Here is a 21,691-nt window from a genome sequence, read left to right as displayed (position 1 = left end):
CTGATTGATAATGATCATTTTTGATCACAAAAGTCAAAGATTGATCTTTTCGGGTTCGCTTAAGTTTTTTGATATACTTTTGTGCCCGAATATGGAATATCAGAAACCGAAAACATATTATCAATCGAAGACAAATGACTTTGTTCTTGCTCATGGCGATTGCTTCAAACTCCTCAAAGAGTTTGATTTCAAGTTCGACATGATATTTGCCGACCCTCCTTATTTTCTATCCAATGGAGGAATATCATTGCAGAGCGGAAAAGTAGTATGTGTAGACAAGGGTGATTGGGATAAGGGCAAGTCGCAGGAGGATATGATGAATTTCAATATGGAGTGGCTGCGACTGTGTCGTGACAAGTTGAAAGACAATGGCACGATATGGATTAGCGGAACATATCACAATATCTTTTCTGTGGCTAACTGTCTGACTACTCTTGGCTATAAGATTTTGAACGTGATAACATGGCAGAAGACGAATCCTCCTGCCAATATATCGTGTCGCTTCTTCACGTATTCTACGGAATTTGTAATCTGGGCACGAAAGAAGCAGAAGGTTGCTCATAAGTTCAACTATGGCCTGATGAAAGAACTGAACGACGGCAAGCAAATGACTGACGTATGGCGTATGCCGGCAATAGGCACTTGGGAAAAGACTTGTGGCAAACATCCTACGCAAAAGCCCTTGCGTCTGCTCGTGCGTATGATACTTGCGTCAACCAATCAAGGCGATTGGATACTCGACCCTTTCAGCGGAAGCTCTACAACAGGCATTGCAGCCAACTTGTGTGGCAGACGATTTGCAGGACTGGAGCAGGAAGAGAAGTTCTGCCGACTAAGCATGGCACGGCGAGAGGAAATAGAAAACCTGACAAGCTACGACCGGCTCGTCAAGCATATTGACGACTTGCAAGCTCTGCAAGATTGCAATGTGGTGAACGTTAACGACAGCGAGTGCATACAAATGCCATTTTAAGCAGAATCGTTCATTGAGAATGAATGATCATCTATAAAATCGTTCATTCGCAATGAACGATTTCGTAGATAAAGGATGTATTTTTCTCGATTTTTATTTGTATTTTTGCCATGCCTTTTGATAAATACGTTGGTGTAAATTAAAAATAAGATGATTATGGAAAAATATAATATACCACAAGATACAGAAATCGTCTCAGAACCAAAACTATTATGGGGTGGTCGCTGGACTGATGAAAAATTAGATGCTTTCGAGAAATACGTGAGGGCCTATTTGACAATAATGAACAAATATAGGCATAAATATAATTGGAAACTATTGTATTTTGATGGTTTTGCAGGAAGTGGTACTCGTAATGATGATATTGGCGAAGATGCCACATTGTATAAACTTTTTGAAGACGAAACTATTACGGAGGAACAGTTAGGTGTTTATAAAGGTGCTGCTGAACGTGTGGTGTCTTTAGATATTGAAGGCTTTGACAAATACTATTTTGTTGATTTGGATAAAGAGTCAAACAATAAATTGAAAGAAAGACTCTCACCGTATGATCCTGATGGAGTCCGTTTTGAGTTTCGTAATAAAGATGCCAATGATATAACTCAAATGATGGGTCAGCATATGGCGAAAGAATGGAGAAAGTGGAAAGGGCTTGTATTGTTGGATCCTTTTGGTATGAGTATAAACTGGAGTACGATAGAAAGTTTAAAGAATGCATCAATAGACTTGTGGATATTAGTACCAACTGGAGTAATAATAAACCGCTTACTTGAGCGTGATGGTAGCTTAAAACATATAGATAAGCTGAAATCGTTTTTCGGAATGACCAAGGATGAGATATCAGACTTCTTTTATAAAAAGCGAACAGAAAACACTTTGTTTGGAGAAGTTGAATTGATAGAGAAAGTAAAGAATCCAATACAGAAAATAGCCGAATTGTATGTTGAGCGTTTGAAAAAAGAATTTAAATATGTGACCGAGTCGCCTCTTGTTTTGACAAACAATCGTGGAGTCCCAATCTTCCATTTTGTGTTTGCTTCAAATAATCAAACAGCTGTTAATATAGCACAACAAATAATCAAAAAGAAATCGTAATAATATGTCAACAAAAATAGAATGGACCGATAAAACTTGGAATCCAATAACAGGATGTACTAAGAAATCGGCTGGTTGCGCACATTGCTATGCAGAAGTGATGGCGAATCGTATAAAGAACATGGGGCTTGCAAAATACCGAAATGGATTCAGCCTGACATTGCATGATGATGATTTGGAAGAGCCTCTTCATTGGAAAAAAGGACATAATGTGTTTGTATGTTCAATGAGTGATATCTTTCATGAAGAAGTGCCTTATGTGTTTGTTGACAAGATATTTGAAACAATAAATAAAACCCCTCAACACCGATATCAAATTCTGACAAAAAGAGCTGAACGTATGGCTGAATATTTTCAGAGTAGAGAGATACCTAAAAATGTATGGTTGGGAGTGACGGTGGAATGTAAAGACACCATGTTTAGAATTGATTATCTACGCAAACTCAGAGCTTCTGTTAAGTTCCTTTCCTGTGAACCTCTTCTCGAAGACTTAGGCGAAATGTGTCTTGATGGCATTGATTGGGTTATCGTTGGTGGTGAGAGTGGTCCAAAAGCAAGGCCGATGCAAGCGGAATGGGCTATAAATATACGTAATCAAGTGGAAAACCAAAATGCTGCGTTTTTCTTCAAACAGTGGGGAACATGGGGAAGTGATGGCATTAAAAGAAGTAAGGCGAAAAATGGAAAATTACTTGAAGGACAAGTGGTACAGAAAATGCCTAAAGAGTCTATTTAATAGAGCTTTTCATTGCTTCTTAAACACGAAAAAGCCCTCTTGTCTTTCAGCATGCTGAAGGCAAGAGGGCTGTATTTATTGGTTGGTTTAGTCGAAATGTCGTTGCTATGCGGTCGGCGGCTTAGAAGGGCAGATCGTCTTCTGAGCTCTGCTCGGCTGCGGGTGCTGCAGGCTGTGCTGCGGGCTGAACGGGTGCTGCGGGCTGTGCAGGAGCCGGACCGAAAGCTGCGCCTGGAACAATGCCGGGCTGCATGCCTACTGCTGCGGGATCAACCTGACGCACGTCGAAAGCACGGATGCTGTTAAACCAGCGTCCGTTGTACTCGTGAGCGTCGATGTCGAACGATACGTTCACTTCCTGGCCCAACTGTATGTTGAAACGGCTGATGCGGTCGGCACCGAATACGCTGAACACCATCTTCTTTGGATATGCGTCGTGAGTCTCGATGACGTAATCCTGCGCCTTCCACTCACCGCGTGCTGATACACCGCTTTTCGGTTCCATTACGGCGATAACTTTTCCTTGAATCTCCATTTGTCTTTGATTGTATTTAATGTGTTATAATTGCGTAGTATATATTTAATCGGAGTGCGAAATTAATAAAATTGTTCAAGATAGAAAAACTTTTGTTGTAGTTTTTATTTTTGGTGTTGCTTTTTAAGCAATTTTCATTACCTTTGTAGCCAAAACAATAATATAAAAACATAAGAACAATGCAATTCACATTATCAAGCGGAACGCTAAATGCGCGACTTCAGACCCTCGTTAGGGTTATCGGTGGCAAGAACGCCATAAGTATATTGGACTGTTTCCTTTTCGAGGTTGCCAACAACACCCTCACCGTCACTGCAAGTGACTCGGAGAATGTGATGCAGGCCACTATAGAACTCGACGAGTGCACAGGCGAGGGACGCTTCGCTCTGCCTAATCATACCATTCTCAACGCTGTGAAGGAGCTGCCCGAGCAGCCGCTTCAGATGACTATCGACGACCAGAGTCTGTCGGTGGTTGTCGACTATCAGAACGGTTCGTTCAGCCTGGCTGCCCTGCCAGCCGACGACTATCCGGTGATGCCCGACATGAGCGACGACGCTACTGTGCTCACTCTCAACCAGCAGCTTTTGGCTGAGAACGTCTCACGCTCGCTCTTTGCCACTGCTCAGGACGAGATTCGTCCGGTGATGGGCGGTATTCTGTTCGACCTCAAGACCGACGGACTGACCGTTGTGGCTACCGACGGACACAAGTTGGTGCGCAACCGCATACTCAATGTTGTGGCTGAGGAAGAGCCTACATCGTTCATCCTGCCGCAGAAGCCGGCACAGTTGCTGAAGGGTGTACTTGCCAAGGGCGAGGGCGACGTTGTGGTGCGCTTTGCTGCCAACAGCTGCGAGTTCAAGTATGACGGAGGCGAGTTCCGCTGCCGTCTGATTGAGGGTCGCTATCCTAACTACAACTCGGTGATTCCTACCAACAACACCAACTGTCTGACTGCCGACCGCAAGACCATGCTCGGTGCCCTGAAGCGTGTATTGCCGTTCTCAAGCGAGAGCAGCCGTCTGGTTCGCTTCCATCTGGAGAAGGGACTGCTGCGTCTGCAGGCTTCTGACATCGACTTCGCAACAAGCGCCAAGGAGAGCATTGCATGCGAATATGCCGGAACTACAATGGACATCGGCTTCAAGGGCGACTCGGTATGCGAGATTCTCAACAATCTGAGCAGCGACGAGGTGACCGTGCAGCTGGCTGACCCAAGCCGCGCCGGAGTGTTTGTGCCGGTAGAGCAGCCTGAGAATCAGGAAATCCTGATGCTCATGATGCCAATGTTGCTGAACGACTAAATTAAATAGAATTAGGAGTTAGGAATGTTGAATGTTGAATTAGTGCGCTTTGCGCATTAGGAATTTTAGAATTTCGAATTGAGAGTTGTCAATCAATTCAACATTGAACAACTCAAAATCGGCAAAGCCGACTAATTCAACATTCCTAATTCAAAATTCAAAATTAATACAGCGGCTCTGTCGTTTATATTATATAATGAAACTAAATCTTACACGACCCCTTGTTGTCTTCGACCTTGAGACAACGGGACTTGACCTCGTGCGCGACCGCATAATCCAGCTTTCTTACATTAAGGTTATGCCCGACGGCGAGGAACGACGCGAGAACCTGCTCGTAAATCCAGGCAAGGCCATTCCGCAGGAGGTGACCGAACTGACCGGCATCAGCAATGACGACGTGAAGGACGCACCTACATTCAAGGAGATTGCTCCGAAGCTGAACGAGAAAATGAAGGACTGCGACTTTGCAGGATACAATTCCAACCACTTCGACATACCGATGCTCGCCGAGGAATTTCTGCGTGCCGGCATCGACTTCGACTTCTCGAAATGCCGACTCATCGACGCACAGACTATATTCCACAAGATGGAACGACGCAATCTGGCTGCCGCATACAAATTCTTCTGCGGACGCAAGATGGAGGACGACTTCACCGCTCACCGTGCCGACGAGGATACTGAGGCTACCTACCGTGTGCTCATGGCTGAGCTCGACATGTATGCTCCGGGCGTACAGGAGGAACCCGACCGTGTGCTGGAGAACGACATGGACTTCCTGGCTGAATTCTCAAAGCAGAACGACAATGTAGACTTTGCCGGTCGCATAGTATGGAAACCGTTGCTCGGTGCCGATGGCAAGCCATTGCTCGACAAGGACGGCAAGGAACGCAAGTTTGAGGCGTTCAACTTCGGCAAGTACAGAGGACGCTCGGTGGCTGATGTGCTGCGTGCCGACCCCGGCTACTACAGCTGGATGATGACTGGCGACTTCACATTCAACACCAAGCAGGTGCTGACACGCATCCGCCTGAAGGGATTTAATAAATGAATTAGGAATTTTGAGTTTTGAATTTTGAATTAGTCGCGGCTTAGCCTGCGATTATGAATTTTTGAGTTATGAATTTTCAATTCAAAAATGAACAACTCAAAATCGGCAAGGCCGACCAATTCAAAACTCAAAATTCAAAACTCAAAAATCAAAACTATGCTAAAGGGCAAGAAAATAGTATTGGGCATAACGGGCTCTATAGCCGCCTATAAGTCGTGTCTGCTGATACGCGAATTTGTGAAGCAGGGAGCTGAGGTGCAGGTGGTGATAACACCTGCCGGTAAGGAGTTTATCACTCCCATTACGCTGTCGGCTCTGACACATAAGCCAGTGGTGAGCGAGTTCTTCTCGCAGCGCGACGGCACATGGAACTCGCATGTCGACCTCGGACTGTGGGCTGATGCAATGGTGATAGCTCCGTGTACTGCCAGCACTATGGGCAAGATGGCGCACGGCGTGGCTGACAATATGCTCATCACTACATATCTGTCGATGAAGGCTCCGGTGTTCATAGCTCCTGCCATGGACCTCGACATGTATCGACACCCGTCTACTCAGGCCAATATGCAGACCCTGCTGTCGTATGGCAACCACATCATTGAGCCGGCTGACGGCTTTCTGGCAAGCGGACTGGAGGGTAAGGGACGTATGGAGGAGCCGGCTGTGATAGCACGCCGCATATCTGAATTCTTCGACCGTAAGGACAGCAACTCGCCATTGGTGGGCAAGAAGGTGATGATAACAGCCGGACCTACGTATGAGCGTATTGACCCAGTACGCTTCATCGGCAACTACTCGAGCGGCAAGATGGGTTTTGCCATTGCCGAGGAGTGTCGCCGACGCGGTGCCGACGTGACGATAGTGTGCGGTCCGGTTAGCCTGAAATGCGACGACGGCATACGGCGTGTAGACGTGGAAAGCTGTGAGGAGATGTATCAGGCTGCCACACGCGAGTTTGCCAATGCCGACGTGGCTGTGCTGGCTGCTGCTGTGGCTGACTTCAAGCCAGCCGACGTTGCCGACCGCAAGATAAAGCGCGAGAAGGACGACCTCGTGATGCGTCTGTGTCCTACGCACGACATTGCTGCGGCTCTGGGACAGGCAAAGACCGAGCGCCAGACCATTGTGGCTTTTGCGCTTGAGACCAACGACGAGGAGGCAAACGCTCAGCGCAAGCTCGAAAAGAAGAATGCCGACTTCATCGTGCTCAACAGTCTGCGCAACGAGGGTACGTGTTTCCGCACCGACGACAACCAGATAGAGATAATCAGCCGTAAGGACAAGAAGCAGTATCCCAAGTGCTCGAAGGCTGAGACGGCTCAATACATCGTGGACGAGATTGAGGCCACAGTAAGCCACAAATAGTCATAACACACATATATAATTATGATGTCAATTCGATTGCTAACATCGTTTGTTGCCGCCGTGATGTGTGGGGTGGGGTGTGCCGACGTGCATGCCCAGGAACTCGACGCACGCATCAGCATCAACCACTCGCAGGTGCAGGGCACTGACGCAAGAGTGTTCGATGACCTCGAACAGAATCTGACGCGGTTTGTCAACGAGCGCCAGTGGACCAGTATGCAGTTCTACAAGAATGAGCGCATACAGTGCAGCTTCAACATAACGGTGACTAAATACGACAAGGCATCGAATGTGTTCACATGCAAGGCTGTGGTGCAAGCCAACCGACCCGTGTACAACGCCTCGTACACCACGACGCTGTACAGCAATACCGACAACGACTTCAACTTCGAGTATGCGCAGTTCGACCAGATACAGTTCAACGAGGAGCAGGTGGACAACCAGCTCACGGCGCTCATGGCTTATTACGCCTATCTGATTATCGGACTCGACCTCGACTCGTTTGCTCCGATGGGAGGTGAGGATGTGCTGCAGCAATGCATGAATCTGACCAACAATGCTCAGAATCTGAACTATCCCGGATGGAAGGCTTTTGACAGCAGCCGTAACCGATTCGCCATAATCAACGACTATCTTGACGGAGCGATGAAGCCTTTCCGCCAGTTGCAGTACGACTACTATCGCAACGGACTCGACGTGATGGCGACCAACGCCGACCGCGGACGTGCTGCCATAACGACAGCGCTGGAGGAAGACCTGAAGAAGGCACATGCCGACCGACCGCTGAGTCTGCTGCCGCAGATATGGACCGACTACAAGCGCGACGAACTTGCCAACATATATCGAGGCAAGGGTACGCAGAAGGAGAAACAGAGTGTTTACGACATATTGTTTGGTATCAATGCCAGCCAGAATACGGCTTGGGAAAAGATAAAGGAATAGATTATGCTGAAAAAACTTGACATAAGAAACTTTACGCTTATAGACCATCTGGAGATGCTCTTCTATCCCGGATTCTCCGTTATCACGGGCGAGACGGGAGCCGGCAAGAGTATCATCATCGGGGCTATCGGACTGTTGCTGGGCAATAGGGCGGACACCAAGATGGTGAAGCGTGGGCGCGACAAGTGTATCGTCGAGGCAACGTTCGACCTTAGTGTGTATCACTCGGACGTGCTGAAGGACTTCTTCGAGCGCAACGATCTCGACTATGAGCCTGAGGAATGTCTGCTCAGACGCGAGGTGAACGCCAACGGCAAGAGCCGGGCTTTCATCAACGACACGCCGGTGACGCTGGCGCTGATACGCGAACTGGGCGAACAGCTCATCGACATACACAGCCAGCACCAGAACCTGCTGCTCAATCGCGAGGACTTCCAGTTGAATGTGGTGGACATCATCGCCCACGACAAGAAGCAATTGGCCGACTACCAGGTGTCGTACGGTAAGTATCGCAAGACGCAGGACGAACTGGCACGTGTGAAGGAGGAGATTGAGCGCAATCGTGAGAACGAGGACTTCCTGCGTTTTCAGCAGAAGGAACTCGCCGATGCCAATCTTGTAGACGGCGAACAGGAGACGCTCGAACAGACGGCAGAGATGATGAGTCATGCCGAGGACATAAAGCGTGTGCTGCATGAGGCAGACCAGTGTCTGGCGGGCGAGGACATGAGCATCGTGAACGAGGTGCGCCAGCGTGCGTCGCAGTTGCGCAGCATAGCCGACATCTATCACGATGCGCAGGAAATGGCCGACCGACTGGACAACTGCTATGTCGAACTGAAGGACATTTCGCAGGAGATTGCATCGCACATCGATGACGTGGAGTTCGACCCCGTGAAATACAACGAGACTACCGAACGCCTCGACACCATATACTCATTGCAGCAGAAATATCATGTGGCTACCGTTGAGGAGCTTATAGCCAAGAAGGCTGAACTCGACGCCCAGCTCGGCAACATCGACAATAGCGACGAGCGACTGGAGGAGTGCAAGCAACGTGTTGAGGCGCTGAAGGCTGAGTGCACGCAGAAGGCTGCTGTGCTGAGCGAGGTGCGCCGCAAGGCTGCCGTAGAGGTAGAAGGCGAACTTGCCAAGCTGTTGGCTCCGCTGGGAATACCTAATGTAAGGTTTAAGGTGCAGATTACTACCGGCGAACTTGCCCAGAAGGGTGTCGACAAGGTGATGTTCCTATTCAGCGCCAACAAGAGCACCGACATGCTGCCCGTATCGCAGGTAGCTTCGGGTGGCGAGATTGCACGTGTGATGCTGTCGCTCAAGGCCATGATAAGCAAGGCAATAGGATTGCCTACCATCATATTCGACGAGATTGACACAGGTGTGAGCGGACGCGTGGCTGAGCAGATGGCGCACATAATGCGTGGCATGGGCGAAGTGAACCGACAGGTTATCTGTATCACCCACCTGCCGCAGATTGCCGCTTACGGCTCTACACACTATAAGGTGGCTAAGCACGAGGCTGAGAGTGGCACGGTGAGCACGATGACACAGCTCACGCCCGACCAGCGCATAACGGAGATAGCCCAAATGCTCAGCGGTAGCGACGTGACACAGGCGGCTATAGACAACGCCAAGTCGCTATTAATGAAAGAAAAGAAATAAAAGTATATAGAATATTTATTATGAATCGATTTTTTGTTACTGTCTTTGCAGTCTTTGCTATGGCGATGGCATCGTTTGCCCAGCCATCAGCAGTCAAGAATGCTGCAAAGTCAACGTTCCGTCTGGTATGCTATGACGCGAACGGCAACCGCAATGCCGAGACTTACGGTGTGTTCACATCGACCGACGGTGAGGCTGTTGCACCATGGTCGGCACTGTCGACGGCAGCGCGTGCTGAGGTGGTCGACTTCAATGGCAAGACATATAATGTACGCACACTGGTTGGCGTAAACGAATTGTATGACGTGTGCCGTTTTCGTGTAGATGCTTCAAAGACTCAGCCGGCTGCAATGGCTACTGCAACGGTGCCTGCCAACTCAAAGGTGTGGCTCGTCAACTTTGCCGACAAGAAGGTGAAGACCGACGAGTATTCGGTAGAGCGAAGCGAGAAGTTTATGGACAAGTATGCTTACTACATTTTTGCCTATAACGACAAGAGTGGTGTGGCTGGCAGTCCGTTTGTCAATGCCAACGGTCAGGTGATAGGACTGTTGCAGCAGTCGGAGACCAACATCGAGACACATGCCGTAGACCCGCGTTTTGCAACGACATTGGCATTCAATTCTTTGGATGTGGCTCGTCCCGATTACAACAAGACAGCTATACGTATGCAGTTGCCCGACGACAGCAAGCAGGCACTGCTGATGATTATGCTTACTTCGGAGCGTCAGGATTCAGCCAAGTATGTGGGCTACATCGCCGACTATATCGCCAAGTTCCCGCAGCATGTTGACGGTTATACTACGAGTGCTTTGCGCAAGAGCGGCAATGGCGACTTTGCCGGTGCCGATGCCGATATGAAGCAGGCGCTGAAGCATGCTACAAACAAGGCAGAGGCTCATGCCGAATATTCGCGTGTGATGTATCAGAAGCTTATCTACAGCAACGACTCGTTGTATAAGGAGTGGACCCTGGACAAGGCTCTCGGTGAGGCAGAGGAGGCTTATAAGATTGACCCGCAGCTGGCTTATCGCCACAGCGCTGCCCAGATACTCTTCTCGAAGCGTGAGTATGCCAAGGCTTACGATATATTCAATGAGTTGTCGAATACTTCGTTTGCCAATAGCGAGGTGTTCTACGAGGCTGCCCAGTGTAAGGCTCAGCTTGGTGCTAAGAATGAGGAACTGATAGTGTTGCTTGACAGTGCTGTGGCACGTTGCACCAAGCCGTATACTTCGGTGGCTGCTCCGTATGTGCTTGCACGCGGACAGATGTACGATGCCATGAAGGACTATCGCCGCGCACTTGCCGACTATAACGCCTACGATACTATAATGTATGGTCGTGCCAATGCCGATTTCTACTTCACACGCTACAAGTGTGAGGTCAACATACGTCAGTATCAGGTGGCTCTCAACGACATTGCACACGCTGCTTATGTGTGTGAACCGCAGATGCGCCCCATCTATCTGGCTGAGATGGCTTCGCTACAGCTCCGTGTCAATATGCTCGACAATGCTGTGAAGACTGCCGACCTCTGCTTGCAGCTGGATGCCGACAACACCGACGCCCTACTTATCAAGGGTGTAGCCCTCGTAGGACTGAAGAAGAAACCTGAGGCTATGGAGTGTCTGCAACGAGCCAAGACTCTGGGCGACCAGCGTGCCGATGAGTATATAAAGAAATACAAATAAGAATGTTGAATTTTGAGTGTTGAATTTTGAATTAGTCGGCTTCGCCGATTTTGAATTGACGAATTTAGAATTCATAATTGAATAATTCCTAATGCGCAAAGCGCACTAACTCCTAATTCAAAACTCCTAATTCGCAAAGTGCACTAACTCCTAATTAGAAACTAAAAAAGCGCTTGAACACTAAATGTTGTGTTCAAGCGCTTTTATGTATATTAATTCAAAAATTGAAAATTCAACATCGGCGTTAGCCGACCAATTCAAAATTCAAAATTCAAAATTAATAATTGTCATCGTCGTCGGTAACGTCTTCTGCCTCAAGGTTGAGGTCTTCGGGGTCGGTATCGAATGTGGTGCGATAGCTCTCCTCTGTGAGCTTGTCCTCATCGAATGTATCGTCGTCGTCGTCATCATCGTACTTGTCGTCCGGCAAATCGAGATCGTCGTCGTCCTCATCGTCTTCGTCGTCGTAGTTCTTAGCCTTCTTGGTTGTCTCGCTTTCGAGGCTTGCAACCGGCTTCTCCATTTCAGGCTTCTCCTTAGCGAAGATGGCCTCAATCCATGCACCCTTGGCAATCTCAAGCACCTCAAAGCCGTCGTTCACCTTCTTCTCGTACATTCCGCCCGGCTTGTGCAGACGATCCTTGGGCAGTGTAGTGGTGCTGATGTCGAATCCGCTCTCGATGATGTCCTGAATGCTCTGCGAGAGTGAGTCCCATCCACCGCCAAAGTTGCGGTCGAGAACCTCAATGAGCTTGGCAGCCGAGATGTGACGTATGTTCTCGTATGTAAGGTCGGTGACGCGCATAATCTGACGCTTCTTGATGGCCCACTTGCTATTATCGCCTTCGTCAGCACCCAGCGAACCAATCTTGAAGTCGCGGGCTTCATATTTCTTGATTACTTCAGGGCGGTCAATCTTTATCTCTTCTATTTCGAAAGCGCTTTTGATAACATCGAAGTAGTGTCTCTTGTTGTCCTTGAAATCAGATTCCTTTTTGGCCGATTCCCACATACGTAAGATGTCATTCTCCTGCAATTCCCATACATTACTCTTTGTTAGAGTCTTGAGTGTCAAAGCTTTCTGTTGTTTCATATATTATTAATTTGTTTTCGTTTTATGTTTTGTTTAGTCTATCTTGCTCATCAGCCCAAAGGCCGATGGAAAAACGTGTTGCAAAAGTATATACTTTACTCCTAATTCACAAGTTTTTATCGAAAAATATAATACGTCGGAGCTATAAAAAATCGTGAGTTAAGTTTTTTGAATACAAGTGTTGCGTATATCATTTATATTTAATAATTTTGTCAGGATTTATGAGTGAACCTTTAGCTGAAAGAATGAGACCTCGCACTCTCGACGATTATGTCGGGCAGAAACATTTGGTGGGCGAGGGGGCCGTCCTGCGCAAGATGATTGACGCGGGGCGCATATCGTCGTTTATATTGTGGGGACCTCCGGGTGTGGGCAAGACCACGTTGGCGCAGATTATTGCCAACAAACTCGAGACTCCATTCTACACACTGAGTGCCGTAACGTCGGGTGTGAAGGATGTGCGCGAAGTGATAGAGCGTGCCAAGAGCGGACGTTTCTTCAGTACGGCATCGCCAATACTGTTTATCGACGAGATTCACCGCTTCTCGAAGTCGCAGCAGGATTCGCTGCTCGGTGCCGTGGAGCGAGGTGTGGTGACGCTGATAGGTGCCACTACAGAGAACCCCTCGTTTGAGGTGATACGCCCGTTGCTGTCGCGCTGTCAGCTGTATGTGCTAAAGTCGCTCGACAAGGACGACCTGCTCGAACTGCTTCAGCGTGCCATTACTACCGACACCGAACTGTCCAAGCGCCACATCGAGCTGAAGGAGACCGACGCCATGCTGCGCTATAGCGGTGGCGACGCGCGCAAGTTGCTCAACATCCTCGAACTCGTGGTTGAGGCCGACAGCAACGACCCTGTTGTCATCACCGACGACATCGTGGCAAGCCGTTTGCAACAGAACCCACTGGCTTACGACAAGGGGGGCGACATGCACTACGACATCATATCGGCATTCATCAAGAGCATTCGTGGCAGCGACCCCGATGCCGCTCTCTACTGGATGGCACGAATGATAGAGGCAGGCGAAGACCCGCAGTTCATAGCTCGACGTGTGGTGATATCAGCAGCCGAAGACGTAGGACTTGCCAATCCAAACACCCTGTTGCTTGCCAATGCCGCCTTCGATGCCGTAATGAAGATAGGTTGGCCCGAGGGACGCATTCCGCTGGCTGAGGCTGTAGTGTATCTCGCTACAAGTCCTAAGAGCAATTCGGCATACAAGGCCATCAACGATGCCCTGTCGCTGGTGAAGCAGACTGGCAATCAGCCCGTGCCATTGCATTTGCGCAATGCTCCCACACAACTCATGCAAAGCCTGGGCTATCACGACGGATATAAATACTCGCACGACTATCCGGGCAATTTCACACCCCAACAATACCTCCCCGACGCATTGGTTGACACACGCCTATGGCATGCCCAACACTCGCCAGTAGAGGAAAAATCGTATCAACAGATGTTGCGCCTTTGGGGCGATAGATTTAAAGATAAAGATTGAAAAAATGAAAATAGTAGTTTTAGACGGAAAAGGTGTTAATCCTGGCGATATGTCGTGGAGCGGCATAGAGCAGTTTGGCGACCTTACCGTATACGAGCGCACTGCGCCCGATGAAGTTTTGAGTCATGTTGGCGATGCCGAGATTGCGCTCACCAACAAGACAGTGTTCAATGCCGACACCATTGCACGCCTCACCAATACCAAATATATAGGTGTGCTGGCTACCGGATATAATGTAGTTGACCTTGAGGCGGCTTCACGCCACGGCATCGTAGTGACAAACATTCCTGCCTATAGCACCGACAGCGTGGCGCAACATACATTTGCCCACATTCTCAACGTCACCAATCAGGTAGACCATTATGCACGTGCTTCGCGCGACGGAGAGTGGAGCCGTTGCCCCGATTTCTGCTATTGGGACAGTCCGCTGGTAGAGTTGGCTAGCAAGAATATTGGTATTGTAGGATTGGGACATATCGGTATGAAGGTGGCTTCGATAGCTCTCTGCTTCGGTATGAATGTATATGCTTATACAAGCAAGAGTTCCGACCAGTTGCCGCAGGGCATAAAGAAGGCAACGATGGAAGGACTGCTGAGCGTAAGCGACATCATCACCCTACACTGTCCGCTCAACGAAGAGACCAACCGACTCATCTGCGCCGACACCATACAGCACATGCGCGACGGAGTGATAATAGTAAATACAGGACGCGGACCACTGGTCGACGAGAACGACATGGCGGCAGCCTTGCACACGGGCAAGGTAGGAGCCTACTGTGCCGATGTGATGTGCTCAGAGCCACCGTCGGGTGACAACCCGCTGTTCTGCGAACCTCACGCCTATATAACGCCGCATGTGGCATGGGCATCGGTAGAGGCACGCACCAGACTTATGAGTATTGCCGAGAACAATATCAAGGCTTTTCTTAATGGAACACCCCAAAATGTAGTGAACAAGATATGATGCCTAATGAAGATCTTTACGGCCCACTGCTCAATGTGATAGAGTTTTTGGGAACATTCGCCTTCGCCATCTCGGGCATACGCCATGCAGCTGCCAAGCGTTTCGATTGGTTTGGAGGATTTGTATGTGGCGTTGCCGTGGCCATTGGTGGCGGTACGCTGCGTGATATGATGTTGGGAGTGACTCCTTTCTGGATGACCTCTTCCATATACCTCATCTGTACGTTTATGGCGCAGCTGTTTGTCATTGTCTTTGCCCGTTCGCTCAAGCGATTGGACAATACATGGTTTTTCTTTGACACATTAGGTCTGGCGCTTTTCACGGTAGCCGGTCTGCAGAAGACGCTCGATTGCGGTCATGCATTCTGGGTGGCGATAATAATGGGAACCATAACAGGATCGGCAGGCGGTGTAATCCGTGACGTGTTGCTCAACAACGTGCCCGTTATCTTCCAGAAGGAGATATACGCCATGGCGAGCGTCATAGGAGGTTTGGCATACTGGGGACTCGTAGAGTGCGGTTGCGACATGACCATTTCGGTCATCATCGCATTCTTCCTCATTGTGGCAATACGCATCCTCGCTGTGAAATATCACATCTCGCTGCCGGTGCTAAAGGGCGAAGAATAACATATTCGCCCCTAACTATAGTGCTATTTATAGCTAAAATACACCTCTATAGCAATTTTTTTGCATAAAAGTCGAGTCAGTTTTTGCCAATTAGAAAAAAAACATTACCTTTGCACTCGATTTGTAGGTTCCGTAGCTCAGTTGGATTAGAGCAACAGCCTTCTAAGCTGTGGGTCTTGGGTTCGAACCCCAACGGAATCACAAACTAAAAAAAGAGGATTTTACTTCGGTAAAGTCCTCTTTTTTTAGTTTGTGATGGTATGTTTGAAGACGATTCATAATAGTGAAAAACATTTAATAGTCAAGTATAATGAAGAATAATATTTTAGGAATTTCGCTGATGGGCATGGCTTTGGCAATGCCTGTAGCTACTGCTTCAGCACAGGGAACAGTAGAGGATTACAACAGAGCCTATGACGTGCGTCGTCAATTCGTTGCCGACTCCGTGTTTCACTGGGTACGCTCGTCGGCTTGGTGTGACTCTTCGCACGTGTTGCATTATCAGATTTCTACTCCTCAAGGCAAGAAGTTTGTTTCGTATGATGCCGACAAGGATGAACTGAAAACCTACGATTCGCAGCAAGCGATGGAGAAAGCTTTGGGCATAAAGCCTCGTCCTGTCAATAAGCCCAGATTTGGCAGACGCCACGTGCGCCATTGGATGGAGGTAGACGAGGAGAAGGATGCTTATCCAGTACTATCGCCTGATGGCAAGATGGAGGCTTATATAGAAGGTTATAATGTAGTGATTCATGAGGCAGGAAAACCTTATACAGAAGCCAAGCGAATCCTTACTCAAGACGGCACTATAGGCTGCTATTACAGCAATCGCATCCAGTGGAGTCCTGATAGTAAGCACATCTTTGTCTGCAAGCGAGTGCCCGTAGAGAAGCGTTATGTTTACTATGTAGAATCTTCGCCTTCCGACCAGTTGCAGCCTATACTCCACAAACAAGAGTATGCCAAGCCTGGTGATGCGGTGCCACAGCATTTTCCAGTTATCATTGATGTGGCTTCTGGCAAGAAGGTAGAGGCTGACAAGCATCTAATAGAAAACCAGTATGCTCTGGAGTGGATGCAATGGACACCCGACAGCAAGGAGGTGACGATGGAGTACAATCAGCGTGGTCATCATCTCTATCAGATGTTGGCGATGGATGCCGAGACAGGAAAACTTCGTACCGTGGTGGAGGAGCGTGCCAATACCTTCGTGAACTATTCGCGTCTTTGGCGCCAGTTTATCAAAGACGGTAAGCAGCTACTATGGCTGAGCGAGCGCGACAATTGGAATCATCTGTATCTATATGATGTGCAGAAGGCCAAGGTGATTCGTCAGATTACCAAGGGCGAATGGTTTGTACGCGGCATTCAGCGTGTGGACGAGGAGAAGGGAGAAATCTACTTCTCGGCATGTGGTATGAACAAGAATGAGGACCCTTATCTAGTACATTATTATAAGATAGGTATGGACGGTAAGAATCTGGTGGCGCTCACTCCTGAAGAGGGCAACCACAGTGTACAATATACCTACGACTATCGCTACATGTTAGATACATATTCGAAGGTGGATACGGCTCCGGTCACAGTGCTCAGAGATGCGCAGACTGGCAAGCTCGTAAAGACTCTGGAAACTGCAGATATTTCAACCTTGAGGAAGCATGGATGGCAGACACCTGAGGTGTTTGTAGCAAAAGGTCGTGACGGCAAAACTGATATGTGGGGTATAATACAGCGTCCAAGTAACTTCAATCCTAACAAGAAATATCCGGTTATAGAATACATTTATTCCGGTCCGGGCGATGCATACACTCCTAAGAGTTTTATGCCATACAATAGGTATACCACTTCGTTGGTCGAATTAGGATTCATTGTAGTTCAGCTCGATGCAATGGGCACTTCATATAGAGGCAAGAAATTTGAGGAGGTTTGCTACAAGAATCTTAAGGACGCCGGATTCCCAGACCGTGAACTTTGGATTAAGGCTGCGGCTAAGAAGTATCCTTATATGGACATCGACAATGTTGGCATCTATGGTTGCTCGGCTGGCGGACAGGAGAGTACCACAGCCGTATTGCTGCATGGCGACTTCTATAAGGCTGCTTACAGCGCATGTGGTTGTCACGACAACCGTATGGATAAGATATGGTGGAACGAGCAGTGGATGAGTTGGCCCGTTGACTCAAGTTACGTGGAGTGTAGCAATGTGGAGAATGCCCATAAGCTGGAGCGTCCGCTTATGCTCGTAGTAGGCGAGATAGACGATAATGTAGATCCGTCGAGTACATATCAAGTTGTGAATGCCTTGCAGAAAGCCAACAAGGATTTTGAGCTCGTGGTCATTCCTGGTGCCCACCATACTATGGGCGAACTCTATGGCGAGCACAAACGCTATGATTTCTTTGTGAAGAATATGCTTGGCGTGAACCCTCCGAAATGGAATCAGGTGAATAGCAAATAATGTTCACCGCTCCACTTCTTAATTGTAAAAGATGATGTAGTGATATAAAGACAGCTTCCATACTGCGAAAGTATGGAAGCTGTGTTTGCATACTACTTGATTCTTATAGTATGTTTTTTAGATAAGGACCTGTTTGTTACAATCCAGTCTTCAGTCCAGATTGTCTGAAGTTGAATTCATCAAAAACGTCACCGGCTTCTATTTCAAGTTTGATGAAGCGAAAACCGTTTGATGTGGTTGGCTGAATCGTCACGGTCAACTTGTTACCCTCGCACTTAGCTGTCAGCCAATCTGATTTTATGGAAAAGTTTTCGTGGTCGTTGTATTCGGCATAAAAGTGCTTTTCAGTGCCTCCAGGCTCTGATTCGGTTACTTCTGTCAGCCAAAACGAACTGTAGTTTTTACAATAGAAGACAAACGTGCCTCCATTTGGCGATACATGAATATTGCCGTCACTTGATTTCTTTACTTCTGTTTGCCACTTCATAGGGTCCCAGTCGCCATCTTCTTTACTGCAAGAGGATATAAAAAGTGGAATAACCAATAGTAACAATAACCATAATCTTCTTTTCATAGTTTTCTTCTTTATGTTTATCACTACTATTAAAATGCAAAAGTATCAAAAATCTTGCATGGAATGAGAAGAAGAATAGTCAGCGTTTTTATATGTAACTTTGTACAATTGCCTCGTCATACCAGCCAGTCACCTGCTTACCGTTCTCAATGTCACGGCGCACCTGCTCGTTGCCAATCTCCTCAACCGAGTTCACCATCTTCACCTTACCGCCAGTCTGCTTCGATACTTTCTCCACAGTCTCAGCAATCCTGCCTTCCAATGGCTCAGTAAGGCTCAGCGAGGCATAGCGAGGCTTATCACCCTCAGGACTAATCTCCTCTTCCCACATTCTCATCGCAGCGTCGTCAATGCTTTGGTTGAAGTCGTCCAAGATATAGTTAATAGCCTTGTCCATCTTGTCCTTGTCCGAGATTTCAAACAGAGCCTTTATGGCGTCCTTGAATCTCTGCCACAGATTTCTACTGTCCGAATCACCGCGCTTTCTTAATGCAGCGACAATGGTTTCAAACTTGTCCATAGCCTTTCTTTGGAGAGGGTCGGCCATTTGAGCTGTCAGCTCGTATGCATCTTCAAGACCATACGGAGATTCAGCAAAGCGTTTTGGGTCCTTGCTTACCTTGTTGTATATCTCAAAAATGGTGTCGGTTGCCTTTCTTTGTTTCTCGGTCAACCATTCTTTGCCCAAACCTTTCTCTGCAAGATATAATGTTCCTGCTGTAGCTTGGTGTATCATTTCGTGAAGTAGCGTAGTTGCAAGCTCTCTTTGGGTGTTCGTTGAAGTCCGCACCATAGTGTCTATATAATAGTCTATTGTACGTCCACTGCTTGACATGCCAAACAGTCCTCTTTCCTTGGGTACGTCTATATTCTTAAACGCAACGCCAAGCCTCATCGAAAGATTACTGCACCGTCCGGCGAGAGCTTCCAGCTTCTCCCGGTCTTCGCGAGGGAGTCCTGTTTCTCTTGCCAGAACTTCCTTATAAAGTCTTTCAATCTCATCAGCTCTTGTTTCTGTTCCGGCTTGCAGACCGAAAGATTCTCTGAGACGTCCTGCTCTAACTCTTCGATACTCCAACTCCCTATCGGCGGCAAATGCAGCCCCAGTTGCAGATAGGATTTTCTCACTTCGGATTTTAGCTCTATCATCCAGTACATTTCCAAGGTCTCTTTGGATATTCTTTCTCTCATTTTCTATTTCTGTTTTAGTTAATCGTGAAAATTCTATAATTTCATTCCGTACATGTTCTCTGATTTTGGCTTTGTCTTCTTCTGTCTTAGCTAAATTTACAAGCTCAGACAACTTCTTCTCAAACTTCTCCTCAATCTCGCTCACCACCTTCTTGTCAACGTCAGCAGGAACAATACGGCCGTCAGGTTTACGCTCTGGCTCAGTCGGCTTAGATAGGCCCAGTGAGGCGTCACCAGACTTACCTTCCTCTTTCCTAAACAAAGTCTCCCCATCTGTTAAATCTTTGCTCTCATCAAGCAACTTTTTGCCCGAATCGTAGGATTTCTCAACTCCTTGCAGTAACTTTGCAGTATCAATAGAGTTGTTTGATGAAACCAAAGGTGGTCTGTCGGGATTTTCTCGCTTTCCAGGGGAGTCAAGCAGCTCTATTTTTGTTACCTCATAGCTATGAGGTTTGTTTTCTTCCCCTCCTCTAAACTCTTGCATAGTAGTCTTCACACGGTACATCTTACCGCCTATCTCTACTGCACCATAAAGTCTATGCACCAAAACTCCTTCTCCGTATCCATTCTCTACACTACGCAATCCGTCCTCACCCTTCTTGTAATCAGGATGAATCTCTGCCTCGATGCTTTCATGGATAACATCTGTCAACTTTGGAAGAACGGAAAGGTGAACAAATGGGTCTTCGCTTTTTGATATTGCGCTATTGGAAAGATATTTGTCTATTGCTGCCTTGCTTATAATATAAGGTGTGCCATCGCGCATAGTCGGCATATCGCCATTCTTTGTAGCGAGATTGTCTTTAGCCCATATACGTGCATTTTTAATAGCATCTGCCTTGTTTTCTCCAAAGCCATGCTTCTCAACCTCTACAACTTTCACCTTCTCCTTATTCAGATTAGGCATAACGATACCTTTCTCCTCCACAGCTCTGTCTCTCACAGCATCAAAGTGTTCCTTGCTGTCTGAGAAGGTGTTGCCAAGTTCCATGCGGTAATGCTGCTTCGCCTTATTATACACCTCGGCAGCATGCTCGATTCTGTACATCACACCCTTGCCCTCGTACTTCTTCTTCAAGTATCTCTGCATTTCCTCCTCGGTCATGTCAGCCAACTTGCAAGTCAGTTTCTTAAGCTCCGCAAGCACAGCCTGGCTCGTCTCGTTTCTTGTCTGACGTTCCTGCTGTTCAAAGGTCTCGTACGTACTGGCGAGGAATTTCTTCTTCTGCTCGGCACTATATCCCTCCATGCCAAAGGGGAAAGCGTACTCGTCCCAGCTTCCTCTTACACGGACATTAATTCCACGCTCGTCCATGTCTACCGTCACATTCTTCAACTCCTTCAAATCCTTCACGGTCTGCTTGCTCTTCTTCATCATTATCGCGTTCGTGTCGATAATGCGGTCGGGCATTTCCACATCGCGCAAATCCTCGAAGAAGTCCTCTATCTTGTCGTAGTGACCGCCCAAGTCCCATTTCTCTACGCTGCCAGCTTTGGCTCGCATAGCCTTGTTGCTTATCTTGTCCACTACTACCACACGGCATACTACCTTCGTACCTGCCTGTTCGAACACGATGTCGGGCAGCTCTACCTCCGCACGCATTACGGCGGTCTTCTCGCCCTCAATCCATTTGTCAAACTTCTTGTCTGTCGAACCTCTTGGAATAAGGGCCACAACACGACCGCCTTCCTCCAAGTGTTTGAATGCCTTACCCAAGTGGGCAATGGCTGTTGCACCGGCTGTACCGAACGGCGGGTTCATCACCACAACGTCGTGCTTGTTGCTGATGTCATAGTTCTCGAATATGGTGTTTTGGAACTTTCGGCCCAGTCCTCCTGCCTTCAACTGTAGTTTGGTGAACAGGCTCTGACTCGGCTCTATCGCTACCATTTGATTGCCCT

The 21,691-nt window shown here is 47.9% G+C and carries 17 protein-coding genes and 1 tRNA gene; 14 read left to right on the top strand and 4 right to left on the bottom strand.

The window, feature by feature from the left end:
* Window positions 1–91 precede the first annotated feature (91 nt).
* From I6E38_RS06300 to I6E38_RS06290, 3 genes are all read left to right on the top strand, one after another.
* Window positions 92–973 (top strand): DNA-methyltransferase, encoded by an 882-nt coding sequence (locus I6E38_RS06300; protein WP_235393150.1) that lies wholly within the window; start codon window positions 92–94, stop codon window positions 971–973.
* Window positions 974–1,129: 156 nt separating this feature from the next.
* Complete coding sequence (gene tcmP / locus I6E38_RS06295) at window positions 1,130–2,068, top strand: three-Cys-motif partner protein TcmP (protein WP_235393149.1); 939 nt, start codon at window positions 1,130–1,132, stop codon at window positions 2,066–2,068.
* Between the two features lie 4 nt (window positions 2,069–2,072).
* Window positions 2,073–2,804, top strand: coding sequence for a phage Gp37/Gp68 family protein (locus I6E38_RS06290; RefSeq protein ID WP_235393148.1), 732 nt, complete (start codon window positions 2,073–2,075; stop codon window positions 2,802–2,804).
* A gap of 121 nt (window positions 2,805–2,925) precedes the next feature.
* Here the strand turns inward: I6E38_RS06290 and I6E38_RS06285 are convergent, their stop codons facing one another.
* Complete coding sequence (locus I6E38_RS06285) at window positions 2,926–3,339, bottom strand: DUF3127 domain-containing protein (protein ID WP_235393147.1); 414 nt, start codon at window positions 3,337–3,339, stop codon at window positions 2,926–2,928.
* A gap of 179 nt (window positions 3,340–3,518) precedes the next feature.
* Between I6E38_RS06285 and dnaN the strand changes: the two genes are divergently transcribed.
* The 6 genes from dnaN to I6E38_RS06255 all read left to right on the top strand — a co-directional run bounded on the left by dnaN (window position 3,519) and on the right by I6E38_RS06255 (window position 11,375).
* Complete coding sequence (gene dnaN / locus I6E38_RS06280; protein WP_235393146.1) at window positions 3,519–4,646, top strand: DNA polymerase III subunit beta; 1,128 nt, start codon at window positions 3,519–3,521, stop codon at window positions 4,644–4,646.
* Window positions 4,647–4,842: 196 nt separating this feature from the next.
* Window positions 4,843–5,694, top strand: coding sequence for a 3'-5' exonuclease (locus I6E38_RS06275; protein ID WP_235393145.1), 852 nt, complete (start codon window positions 4,843–4,845; stop codon window positions 5,692–5,694).
* A 156-nt stretch (window positions 5,695–5,850) separates the two neighbouring features.
* A complete protein-coding gene (gene coaBC, locus I6E38_RS06270; RefSeq protein WP_235393144.1) occupies window positions 5,851–7,059 on the top strand; it encodes a bifunctional phosphopantothenoylcysteine decarboxylase/phosphopantothenate--cysteine ligase CoaBC in 1,209 nt (402 codons plus the stop codon).
* Window positions 7,060–7,122: 63 nt separating this feature from the next.
* Window positions 7,123–8,001: a type IX secretion system protein PorD gene (porD, locus tag I6E38_RS06265; RefSeq protein WP_235393166.1), complete on the top strand. Its 879-nt coding sequence runs from the start codon at window positions 7,123–7,125 to the stop codon at window positions 7,999–8,001.
* 3 nt (window positions 8,002–8,004) lie between these two features.
* Window positions 8,005–9,681 carry a DNA repair protein RecN gene (gene recN / locus I6E38_RS06260; protein ID WP_235393143.1) on the top strand — a complete coding sequence of 559 codons (1,677 nt, stop codon included), beginning with the start codon at window positions 8,005–8,007 and terminating at the stop codon, window positions 9,679–9,681.
* Between the two features lie 20 nt (window positions 9,682–9,701).
* Window positions 9,702–11,375, top strand: coding sequence for a tetratricopeptide repeat protein (locus I6E38_RS06255; RefSeq protein WP_235393142.1), 1,674 nt, complete (start codon window positions 9,702–9,704; stop codon window positions 11,373–11,375).
* A gap of 277 nt (window positions 11,376–11,652) precedes the next feature.
* On the opposite strand, the gene I6E38_RS06250 is transcribed toward I6E38_RS06255, so the two are convergent.
* Complete coding sequence (locus I6E38_RS06250) at window positions 11,653–12,468, bottom strand: hypothetical protein (protein ID WP_235393141.1); 816 nt, start codon at window positions 12,466–12,468, stop codon at window positions 11,653–11,655.
* Between the two features lie 221 nt (window positions 12,469–12,689).
* On the opposite strand from I6E38_RS06250, the gene I6E38_RS06245 reads away from it, so the two are divergent.
* From I6E38_RS06245 to I6E38_RS06225, 5 genes are all read left to right on the top strand, one after another.
* Window positions 12,690–13,970, top strand: coding sequence for a replication-associated recombination protein A (locus I6E38_RS06245; protein WP_235393140.1), 1,281 nt, complete (start codon window positions 12,690–12,692; stop codon window positions 13,968–13,970).
* Window positions 13,971–13,974: 4 nt separating this feature from the next.
* Complete coding sequence (locus tag I6E38_RS06240) at window positions 13,975–14,934, top strand: D-2-hydroxyacid dehydrogenase (RefSeq protein WP_235393139.1); 960 nt, start codon at window positions 13,975–13,977, stop codon at window positions 14,932–14,934.
* Window positions 14,931–15,563: a trimeric intracellular cation channel family protein gene (locus I6E38_RS06235; protein WP_235393138.1), complete on the top strand. Its 633-nt coding sequence runs from the start codon at window positions 14,931–14,933 to the stop codon at window positions 15,561–15,563. The genes I6E38_RS06240 and I6E38_RS06235 overlap by 4 nt, the downstream gene beginning before the upstream one ends.
* Window positions 15,564–15,689: 126 nt before the next feature.
* A tRNA-Arg gene (locus I6E38_RS06230) sits at window positions 15,690–15,764 on the top strand.
* Window positions 15,765–15,873: 109 nt separating this feature from the next.
* A complete protein-coding gene (locus tag I6E38_RS06225) occupies window positions 15,874–18,021 on the top strand; it encodes a DPP IV N-terminal domain-containing protein (RefSeq protein WP_235393137.1) in 2,148 nt (715 codons plus the stop codon).
* A 136-nt stretch (window positions 18,022–18,157) separates the two neighbouring features.
* Here I6E38_RS06225 and I6E38_RS06220 read toward each other — a convergent pair whose 3' ends face one another.
* Together I6E38_RS06220 and I6E38_RS06215 are read right to left on the bottom strand one after the other, a co-directional pair.
* Window positions 18,158–18,595, bottom strand: a complete 438-nt coding sequence (locus I6E38_RS06220; RefSeq protein WP_235393136.1) for a hypothetical protein — start codon at window positions 18,593–18,595, stop codon at window positions 18,158–18,160.
* Between the two features lie 88 nt (window positions 18,596–18,683).
* Window positions 18,684–21,691: LPD3 domain-containing protein (locus I6E38_RS06215; protein ID WP_235393135.1), on the bottom strand; the 3,008-nt coding region annotated here is incomplete at its 5' end.

The sequence above is a fragment of the Leyella stercorea genome, from assembly GCF_021531355.1.
Classification (GTDB): Bacteria; Bacteroidota; Bacteroidia; order Bacteroidales; family Bacteroidaceae; genus Prevotella.
The sequence above is the reverse complement of the archived record's forward strand: the minus strand, read 5'-3'. Positions and strand labels throughout refer to the sequence as shown.